This window comes from Brevibacillus borstelensis, from assembly GCF_037834415.1.
GTDB lineage: Bacteria > Bacillota > Bacilli > Brevibacillales > Brevibacillaceae > Brevibacillus > Brevibacillus borstelensis_A.
On record NZ_JAUMSJ010000065.1, the window covers coordinates 1 to 10,161 of the forward strand.

7 protein-coding genes and 2 pseudogenes are annotated in these 10,161 nt (G+C 42.1%); all 9 read left to right on the forward strand.

The genetic code is table 11. The annotated features are described in order from the left end of the window. Positions 1–1,212 (forward strand): DUF418 domain-containing protein (locus Q3F21_RS26370; RefSeq protein ID WP_425341307.1); only part of this gene is annotated, 1,212 nt, incomplete at its 5' end. A 303-nt stretch (positions 1,213–1,515) separates the two neighbouring features. Next, complete coding sequence (locus tag Q3F21_RS26375) at positions 1,516–2,214, forward strand: winged helix-turn-helix domain-containing protein (RefSeq protein WP_340259475.1); 699 nt, start codon at positions 1,516–1,518, stop codon at positions 2,212–2,214. A 44-nt stretch (positions 2,215–2,258) separates the two neighbouring features. Beyond that, positions 2,259–3,683 (forward strand): HAMP domain-containing sensor histidine kinase, encoded by a 1,425-nt coding sequence (locus Q3F21_RS26380; protein ID WP_340259477.1) that lies wholly within the window; start codon positions 2,259–2,261, stop codon positions 3,681–3,683. A 268-nt stretch (positions 3,684–3,951) separates the two neighbouring features. Next, the gene (locus tag Q3F21_RS26385; protein ID WP_340259479.1) at positions 3,952–4,791 is read left to right on the forward strand and encodes a hypothetical protein; all 840 of its coding nucleotides are present in this window, start codon (positions 3,952–3,954) and stop codon (positions 4,789–4,791) included. 181 nt (positions 4,792–4,972) lie between these two features. Then, entirely contained in the window at positions 4,973–5,416 is a 444-nt protein-coding gene (locus Q3F21_RS26390; RefSeq protein WP_340259480.1) for an acyltransferase family protein, read from the forward strand. Beyond that, positions 5,352–6,290 carry an acyltransferase family protein gene (locus Q3F21_RS26395; RefSeq protein WP_340259481.1) on the forward strand — a complete coding sequence of 313 codons (939 nt, stop codon included), beginning with the start codon at positions 5,352–5,354 and terminating at the stop codon, positions 6,288–6,290. Before Q3F21_RS26390 ends, Q3F21_RS26395 begins: the two co-directional genes overlap by 65 nt. A gap of 51 nt (positions 6,291–6,341) precedes the next feature. Further along, on the forward strand, positions 6,342–7,049 hold the full coding sequence (locus tag Q3F21_RS26400) for a hypothetical protein (protein ID WP_340259482.1): 708 nt from the start codon (positions 6,342–6,344) through the stop codon (positions 7,047–7,049). A 635-nt stretch (positions 7,050–7,684) separates the two neighbouring features. After that, a pseudogene (locus Q3F21_RS26405) lies at positions 7,685–8,077 on the forward strand (cation-transporting P-type ATPase); the annotation flags it as partial. Positions 8,078–8,823: 746 nt separating this feature from the next. After that, positions 8,824–9,970: pseudogene (locus Q3F21_RS26410) on the forward strand (IS3 family transposase). Positions 9,971–10,161 lie beyond the last annotated feature (191 nt).

The following is a 10,161-nucleotide window of genomic DNA, read 5'->3' on the forward strand; positions in this document are numbered from 1 at the left end:
GTCAGTAACAAGCTGCTGGACGAGTCTGGCAGTGAATATGGAATGGGAGCAAGCATCGAGGATGTAGTGTCTTCAAAAAAAAGCAGGCTGAGAAATAATGCAGTTGCAGGCAAATCGATGGGGCGTCTTGTGGCGCTTGATGCAACGCGGGGGTTGGCAGTCATAGGGATGTATTTGCAGCACTTTGGGCAAAACGAGAGAATTGGTGCGATTGTCTCTGGGAACACAACGTTACTCTTTGTGCTCTGTGGTGGCATTTCCTACTCGATTATGGCGCAACGGATGAAGAAGCGAGAAATGGATATGACCTCTTTTCGGGCAAGGATGCTCGCTCGAGCGGTGTTCATCAATGTGATTGGGTACCTGCTCATCATGCTGAATACCGGATACGGGGTGATCTTGCCCGCTTATGCGGCGATGTTCTTGCTTGCGTTGGTCCTGGTTCATCGTTCAACACGCGTCCTTGTTACGACAGCAGCCGCTTTGACTGTGATAGCCCCACCGCTGATGCTTCTTGGCATGAGTCTCCTATCGAAAGCGTACCTTCTTTCTGATATTGCTGGTGGCCCGATGTCTGCTCTCGCACTTGCCCCCGCTTTCGTCACAGGAATGGCGATCGGACGTCTTGATCTAACCAAGATTCGTACAGCACTCTCGCTCGCGGTCGGCGGTATTGTATTGTTCGGCGGCGGTAAGGTGCTGGACCCTTTGGTTCTTCCTGGATTACGTCCTTCCTTCGAGGCGTGGCTGGTTCGAGTTCAAGGCGTCGTACCCATGGGCTACCAGCCGGACCTGTATGCAATTTGGCCGCTCAACACGGAACCACCACTTTGGCACATGCTTCTCAGTGCAGCTCCACACACTGCTTCGACATTTCAGACACTGATTGGGCTGGGGCTCGCACTATTGGTACTGGGACTGGTATGCCTCGTGCCGAAGATAACCTCTTCCGTGATGCTGGTGCCTTTTGCTGCAGTCGGACGCGTGGCGTTGACGATGTATGCGGCTCAGTTCATCGTGATATGGTTTCTCAAACTTGGGGGGATTGAAAATAGTCTTGAGGGAATCCCTTTAAGGGACTTGCTCGTGGTGGCAGTAACGCTAGTGACTGGGTGGTTGATCGCGTGGCTGCCCAATGGTCCGCTTGAGACATTGATGCGTCATTTCGACCGGGTGTTTAGCGCCTCCCGAACAATACCGGCGTCCAGGTAGACAGTCATCCTTAACAGTGCTCAAGACTGTACAGTAGGACACATCTCCATAAACTTGGGAGGCAGTTGTAATACTTTTTCCCACTTATCTCAACGCTAAGTGGGGTCAACTTTGAAGAGCTGCACAAAGACAGCTCTTCTTTGATGTTCATTGAAGGAACAGGCTGAAGAGTTGGCGGTACGGGTTACGCCACTCACTGCCATCCATTGGGATTGATTATTTACAGTCAAAACTTTAACATTAGTATCAATGTCATGGGTATATACCACACACATTCGTGCAAGAAAAAAGATAGGAGTCATTATGAATAACGCAAAAATTCTCATTATCGAAGACAATACTCCGATTGCGGATTTACTTTCATATGGACTTTCAAAAGAGGGATTTCTAACACGTATCGCGACAAATGGAGCAGCAGGAGTGAGAGAACTCCAGTTGTTTCAACCCGATTTATTGCTGCTTGATTGGATGCTACCTGACCAAAGCGGTCTGGATATTTGCAAGAAGGTAACCGCAGAATATAACATTCCGATCTTTATGATTACAGCGAAATCAGACATGACAGACAAAGTTCTGGGTCTTGAATTCGGTGCAGATGATTACATTACAAAACCTTTTGATCTTCGTGAAGTGCTTGCACGCATCCGGACGATTCTTCGACGAGTTGACCAAGCAAACAGTGGTGATAAAGACAAGGTGAATACAGACGTCATTTGTTTTCAAGATATCGAAATCAATGTAGAGGAACGACTCGTCCAAAAAAACAAGCAAACGGTTGAATTAACACCTAAAGAATTTGACTTGCTCATGATATTGATCAGGAATCAAGGAAAAACCTTTACTCGCTCGGAATTGCTTGACATAGTATGGGGATATCATTTTGTCGGAGACACCCGTACTGTTGATACTCACATACAAAGACTTCGTAAAAAGCTGGATGCTTCCGAATTCATTACGACTGTATTTGGAGTTGGATACAAGCTCAAAAAAATGGGTGGATAAGAATGATACGTAAAATCACCATTAAATTTCTTGTTTGATTTCTTGTGATTTTTTCCATTTCTTTTCTTGTGCTTAATCAAACGGTCAAGGAGCTCATTCGGACAAATAATCAAAATATCATTAAGTCAGAATTAGAGGGGCTTAAAAGTAACAGCAACGTGTACGTACGTCAAGCGTTCCTTATTAACCATTTCACGAGTGATGAACTATACTTTGGCGAGATGGCCGAGGAAATGGGAAACGCCTTAAATCATGCCACTGGTAGTAGCGTCGGCGTTTACACAGTCGATGGCGAATTACTGTATGCTACGGACAAGTCCAAGTTTTCACAGTTGAATAAAAATGATTTACAAGAGGCGATTCATGGCAAAACAGCCTATAGTATTACTTATGATGATGATGAAACCTCCGTCCTTTTTTCTTATCCCGTTGTCATTGATGGATCAAAAGTTGGTATATTGCGCTTTTTCAAAGATTTTAGCCTACTTTATCATCAAAGTGGACAAATCTTGGAAAGTACTCTCTACATTACGCTTGCGATTTTCGCGGCGGCATTTTTGTTTTCGTATATTCTTTCAAGACATATCACCCTTCCGCTTGGCAAACTTACCCGGGCCTCTACCGAGGTAAAAAACGGAAATCTGGACGTTCGCATCCGGTTTAAACGAAAGGATGAAATTGGTCGACTAGCTGACAATTTTAATGACATGATTGATCAAATCAGTAGACAAATCAACATTATCAAAAAGGATCGCGATCATCTCAAGGAGCTTCATAAACAGGAGAAGCTTTTCTTTGACAATGTCACCCACGAACTCAAGACACCATTAACCTCGATTCTAGGATATGCCGAGTTAATTCGAGCAAACGGTGAGAGTGACCGAATCTTCTTTGAAAAGGGAATCAATCATATCATAGAAGAAAGCAAACGACTACATGCGATGGTATTGAAATTACTTGAAGTCTCACGCAATAATGTCACGAAGAATGAATTAGACAAAGTCGATGCTGGACATATCCTTCAGGACGTCTGTGAATCGATGAGCATTCGCACTCAACGATACAAAAAAAGTATAACGTATGACATCGATAAAGAAATAATCGTATTCGCTCAAGGAGACAGGTTACGCCAACTCTTTATTAACTTGCTTGATAATGCGATCAAATACAGTTTATCCTTCTCGAAAATAACGGTGAAGGGACTTCATGTTGACGGGAAAATCCGTTTTATTTTTGAAAATCCAAGCGATCCGATCGACGCTGAACAGCTTTCCAGACTTTTTCAACCCTTCTACTTAGCTCACTCAAAGGATTTAGAAAAGGGTAGCGTAGGGCTTGGTTTAAGTATTGTCAAGTCCATTGTTGACGAATGTAATGGTTCGATTTCCATGGTTAGTCAACATGAACATACGATTGTTACTGTGGAATTTGACTGTTTGAAAACGATGGAAGCGGAGAAGAGCTTATGACTAATAAAAAATTGATAGTATGGTCAGGGACTCTGTCTTTGTTAGTTACGCTGCTGTCAGGATGTAGTGCAGGACCGCAAACAGAAACCATTATTATTTCCAGCAAGGAGGAAATAAATAATGTGGATCAGACTTCCAGTCCATTTCAAGTCAAGAAGATTTATCGGCTCCCTCATGAATATACTAGCTCGGGTTACTTGTTAGGTTGGTCCTCATCTGATCGGTCGTTGCTTCATTCAAGACTGGAAGCATACCAGAACGTCTACAATTGAAACGATTGACCTATCCATTTGAACAAAGCCAGATCATCCCCGAGATCAAAATTGATGACTCTCAAATGATTCTTTCTCCGGATGGAAAACATCTCTGCGAGATTTCCAGGTCCAATTCGGGCATAAACTTGAAGCTGCTTTCATTGGAGGACGGGAAAGAAATTGAGATAGCCAAATTCAGTTACCCGATATATGTGCAAGATATATCATGGTCTGATAATAGTAGGTACCTGGGGTACTTAAAAATAGATCCTTCTGGAAGGGAGAAAAACAATCTCCGACTATATGATATGGAGTCAGGGACTTCCAAGGTTTATGAATTAAAGGATTTTGCTAGAAAAGACACCCCCATAAGTATGAATGTTTCAGATGATGGCCGCGGCGTATTATTTACAATGTTTCCTGAACATATTGATCAAAGTAGAAAAAGATCTATTCTATTGGGAGAAATCACTGATAATGAAGTGGAGAAACGGTTCACGCGTGAGTTCGGAGGAAAGCAGAATGCATGGATTAGTAACGATCAGTTTGTATTCCTCGGATATGATGCAACATTATACGAATATGATCGGCGAAACGGCGCACTCTCCGTAATTTTAGAAAGAATTTCTACATTTAGACTCTCCCCTGACAAAAAAAGCATTGCTTACTCATTGGATGCTGAAAATATCATTAATGTAGGAAAATTGCAGGGAAGAAATGTTTTGTATAATGAACCCGTTTACCATGGGATTGTGCCGACAAATATGTACTGGAGCCTCGACAATAAAAAACTATTCATTCAGGGGCAAACCGATTCTACGGAAGGGCAGTCATTTATCTTAGAATTTGAATGACCTCGTTCACTCCAAGCAACCTTATTTCGGATCATCATCCGGATAAGGTTGTTTTTGTTATCAAAACCCTTCATTCGGTGTGACAATTTGTTTACATCTTCATCAAACTTTAGCGACATCTAGCCACTATATTGTAATGGAGAAAGGCACAAACCCATAAACAGACAAGGAATGAATCATAATGAATGGGGAACAAAACCGACCGATGAAACGCTATATGCCTGGATTAGACGGCTTACGAGCAATGTCTGTCCTGGCTGTGATTGGTTACCACCTCGATTTGGAGTGGGCTCAAGGTGGGCTGCTGGGAGTAGGGATTTTCTTTGTACTATCCGGCTACCTTATTACGAATCAGATCATATTGGAGTACAAAACAAAAAATAGATTATCGATCTTGAATTTCTGGATGAGAAGAATACGTAGATTGTTGCCTGCCATGGTTTGCATGCTTTTGTTGGTAGCATTATGGCTAATGATTACGGATGTTTCCAGACTGCAAGCATTGGAGGGGGATTTTCTCTCCTCACTTTTTTACATGAATAACTGGTATCTCATCTTTCATGAAGTTTCCTATTTTGAGAATTTTGGTCCAGCATCTCCAATTGCTTTGGTCGCTTTCCATTGAGGAACAGTTTTACTTGGTTTGGCCAGTTGTACTTTTGATTGGCTTAAAACTAGTGCCACGACGAGGAAAACTAATGCTGTCCATTCTTTTAGTGGCTTCCATATCCGCTATTGCGATGGCAGTAATGTATGAGCCGGGAACGGATCCAAGTAGAGTGTATTACGGGACGGACACCCGAGTATTCGCCATCCTGATTGGAGCAGCCTTGGCGGTCGTCTGGCCGAGCCGGAAGTTGAGTGACAGGATTTACCCTTCTGCTCGAGCGTTACTTGATATCACCGGTGTGGTAGGAATCCTCATCTTACTTATCCTGATAGGTCGTTCGAATGAATACGATGATTGGCTATACCAGTTCGGTTTTCTCTATTTGTCCTTTGTCACTGCAGCAGTCATTGCAGTGTTGGCGCATCCAGCCAGCCGACTAGGGAAAATCATGGCATGCCGACCTCTGACCTGGATTGGGAAACGATCTTATAGTCTCTATATATGGCATTATCCAGTCATTGTTCTATCGAGTCCGACAGTCAACACTAAGGGGGTTAGTTTCACACAAATTCTCCTGCAAGTAACCATGAGTGTAATTCTGTCAGCTTTCTCATACAAGTATGTCGAAGAGCCGATCCGCCGGGGAAACTTCCGGGCTCAACTTAATCTCGTTCACAAGCGTAACATGGGCAAACCATTAAGCGGATTAGCATTGATGATCCTCGTCTTTATACTTGTATTATGGAGTATGGACACAACTAAGCCCCAGCCTGATTTGGATATGCCTGTTATCAGTCAGGAAACATTCCAATCGGTCGATCCTTCTGATGAAGGAGAGGGTTATTCAAAGGACACAGACGATTTAAAAATGGAAAAATTACGTAAATAATAACTTGATAGAAATTTTGATTGAATTCCAAAATGAAAGGATGAAATGGAAATGAAGAAAAGAAAGGGAATGAGGAAAAGACATGTGTGGAAGATATGGGTGTTCGCCATCTTAATTTTTGTTGTAGGATTTCTAGATCTCCGTGCCGAGACCTCAGAAACGCCTGAAAAGATAGAAGTAAAAGGCCAACAATCTGAATCACATCAGTATGATGCCATACATTCCCCGCCCCCACAGAACGCTGAGATGATTTCGAACGAGACTGAAATCAAGAAAGTAGAGCCACTCGATGGGGAAGGGATCACTGTCATCGGGGATTCCGTAATGATGGGAATCGAACCGTATCTGAAGGAAAAGCTGCCTAAAATCACGGTGAATGGAAAGGTCGGCAGACAAATGTCCCAAGCCAAGGACGTCGCTAATGAATTAGGAAAGCAAGGGAAATTCGGTGACCACATCATTATTGAACTCGGTACAAACGGGCCGTTCAATAAAGATCACCTTCGCAATTTGTTAACATCACTTTCTGAGGCTAAAAAGGTTTTAGTGGTAACAACTCGAGTTCCCAAAGGATGGCAAGAAACGGTTAATTCGACTATCAAGGAAGTCGTCAGTGAATTCAGTAATGCGAAAGTTGTAGACTGGTACGCAACCAGTGAAGGGAAAGGAGATTATTTCTATAAAGACGGGGTGCATTTAAAGCCTGATGGCAGCAGGTATTATGCTTCCCTTCTCATAGAAGCCTTGCAAGAAAAGTAAGTCAGTATACCAATTTTACTACGATGAAAGGCGAAGCAAAATGACTCTAAAAACGAAAAAGACAGTAGCTTTACTATTGTCAATGGTGATCTTTGTTGTAGCTTTTGTTCTTTATTACTTCATTTCTATCTCATAAAGTTTCAAAGGAGGCGAGTTTAAAGCTGAACCGACAGGTACATGTTTATTTAGCTATCCAGTCCATTCAACGGGAAGGTGCGTCGTTTACAGATACTATGCGAAATTGCAGGGGTTCCAAGATTGAGTTATTACAAATGGCAAAACCACAAGCCCAGTATACGTGAACTGGGAAACCAACAACTTATTCAGACTAAGCTAATACGTCGCATTTTTCACGACACAAACACACTGGTAAATCCATTCCAATGTATACTAAACATACTTAGAAGTAATAATTTTATGATAATGCTTAATTTATTTTGCAATTAAACAGAGGGGAACTCCCTCTTTTTTTGTTAAGTATTTTCTGAGTCAGATGAAGCCCTAGAGTGATTCCAGTAGCAATCACGGTACCCCATGCATCGATTTTATTTAGAATAATGAGTATGAATCAAGTGACCATCGAGAGGTCCATTAGTACCGCCTCTAATCGTTGCCTGAAGTCTGTTAAGCCCGATTCGATTCTCATTGGTGACTATTAGATTTTCATCAAAGGGATCAAAAACTTGGTTTGCATTCAATTTAACTCGCTCATGACCAGTTTGCCATCTTAGGGGCAGTAGTCATTGCTGAATGGGGAGAAGGGTCGACGGGAGTCATCCTGTTGGACATTAATGAGGTCTGAGAGCGCTACTCGATCGAAAAAGTGTGCCAATCCATTCACTCGTTGATGGACTTTGCTCCGAAAGAAGCGTTGATTCGGCAAGGAAGAGGAGGCTGATAAATGACATCCAAGTTGGTGACATCATGAGGGACAAAAATTGGCAGTGGATAGGGTTGTGGTAAAAGGAGCGTCCACCACAAACCTCAACCAGGCGGCGATTTTAGGAGAATCGATACCTGAGACAAAGAAATGTAAATAGTTTCTTCGTTTCAGTTCATGAAATTAACATTTCATGTACTGAACTCTAAAAAGCATTATTCTAATAGTCGGCTACTCCAAAAGGCAACTTCCATTTACGCTAGCATAGGGGTAAATAGATAGTAAGGTATATTATTTGCAATATTGTACAAACTGATAATAGATACGGAATTGCAGATGTGTTTCCTATAACCCACGGCTGGTTAAGCCATACACGATTAGTTAGGCCATGTGATTTCGTTCGTGACCCGTAAATCTTATTGAATTATGGGTTTTTTCATGCTCAAATTTGTAGCTGGTGGTTTCCATGCTCCAAGTTGCTCAAATTGGTTTGTAAAAATGCTCGTTTTACAAAATGGCAACAAACAATTTGTAACCGCAAGGACAATGTCGTGTATGTAACAAAAGCACCCTCACAACCAAATGCGCTCACAGTAGGGGTTTACTGAGTCATTATTACGGGATCTAGATAATTATACATAATAATAATTTATGTGGAATTAGGTTGGTGATTCAAATGTAAATATTTGTTAAATCTCTAATAAGAACTGATGTTCCAGATAAGGAGTGAAACTATGATTACAATTAACATGTTTAACAGTGGTTGTCACATTGAAGATAATTAACGTTTGCTGGCTGTAGGGACTGACCCCATAATGTAAGACAAATCAAAACACCTTCAAGAGAATGCGACCATGTCGTAAGATATGGGGACAACTTGGAGGTGTTTTTTCTGTGTCAACGAGAGTAAGTTATCCAACGGAAATCAAGTTAAAGGCTGTTGAAATGAGGCTGAGGGGCGTATCAGTGAGAGAAGTAATGGAACACCTTTGTATCAAGAACAAAACGCAAGTGGAGACATGGTTACGTTGGTATAGAAACGGCGAGACTCACCGCTTTGAACAACCAGTAGGTAAACAGTACACGTATGGAAAAGGACCAGAATTCACATCTGAATTTGAAAGATTGAAACAGGAAAATCGCTTCTTAAAGCAACAATTAGATGTCCTAAAAAAGTACAAGGAGTGGGAAAGGAGGTGTCACCAGAAGCGGCAGTCCAGTGGATGGATTCCATAAAGGGAGAGGTCTCTGTACAACTAGCGTGTCAATGGCTGGGCATTGCTCGTTCGACCTATTATCGGTGGAAAAATCAAATGAATACACGACAGAATTTGAATCCACTAGTGACACGTAGTCGGGAATTGTGCCTAGCACATATGTTTCGCTATGGATATCGAAAAATTACAGCCCTTTTACGACGAGAGATGCAAGTAAATCATAAACGAGTACAACGAATCATGAGAGAAGAAGGCTTGCATTGTCGAGTGAAAGTGAAAAAACGCAAGGGAACTGGACAACCTTTCATGGTTGCTAATCATCTTTTGAAACGTGATTTCCGTGCGGAACAGCCATTGCAAAAGCTAGTTACGGATATTACTTACCTGCCTTTCGGCAGCAAAATGTTGTAATTATCTAGCATCATGGACTTGTACAACGGCGAGATCATCGCATACAGTATTGGGGACACACAAGATACAAATTTGGTTTTAGATACGTTGAACCAGCTGCCTGCAGTGGAGCGATGCATGTTACATAGTGATCAAGGTTCCGTTTATACATCTAATGTGTATCAACAGGCTGTAAAGGAAAAAGGCATTACCATAATCATGTCCCGTAAGGGTACACCCGCTGATAATGCCCCATAAAATCGTTTCATTCCACACTAAAGTCTGAAACGTTCTATCTCGAAGATTTTACCTGTACAACGACGGCCATCGTTGTACAGATCGTTCAAAACTACATTTATTACTATAACGCAATTCGCATTCAAACGAAACTTAACAACCAGTTACCGATTGAATATCGACAACTGGTTGCTTAATTCGCAATGGTGTTTTGATCCCTGTCCTACGGACGGGGGTCAGTCCCGTTTATACCCCTCCTTTTTTTGTCTACTCAATTTAAAAACACCCTCTGAAGAGGGAAAGCCTTCTAGTTGAATATCCCTCAGATCATATGACTCCTGCCAGATCGTTAAAAATGAATACTCCCCATCGTTGGCTCCCCGATCAT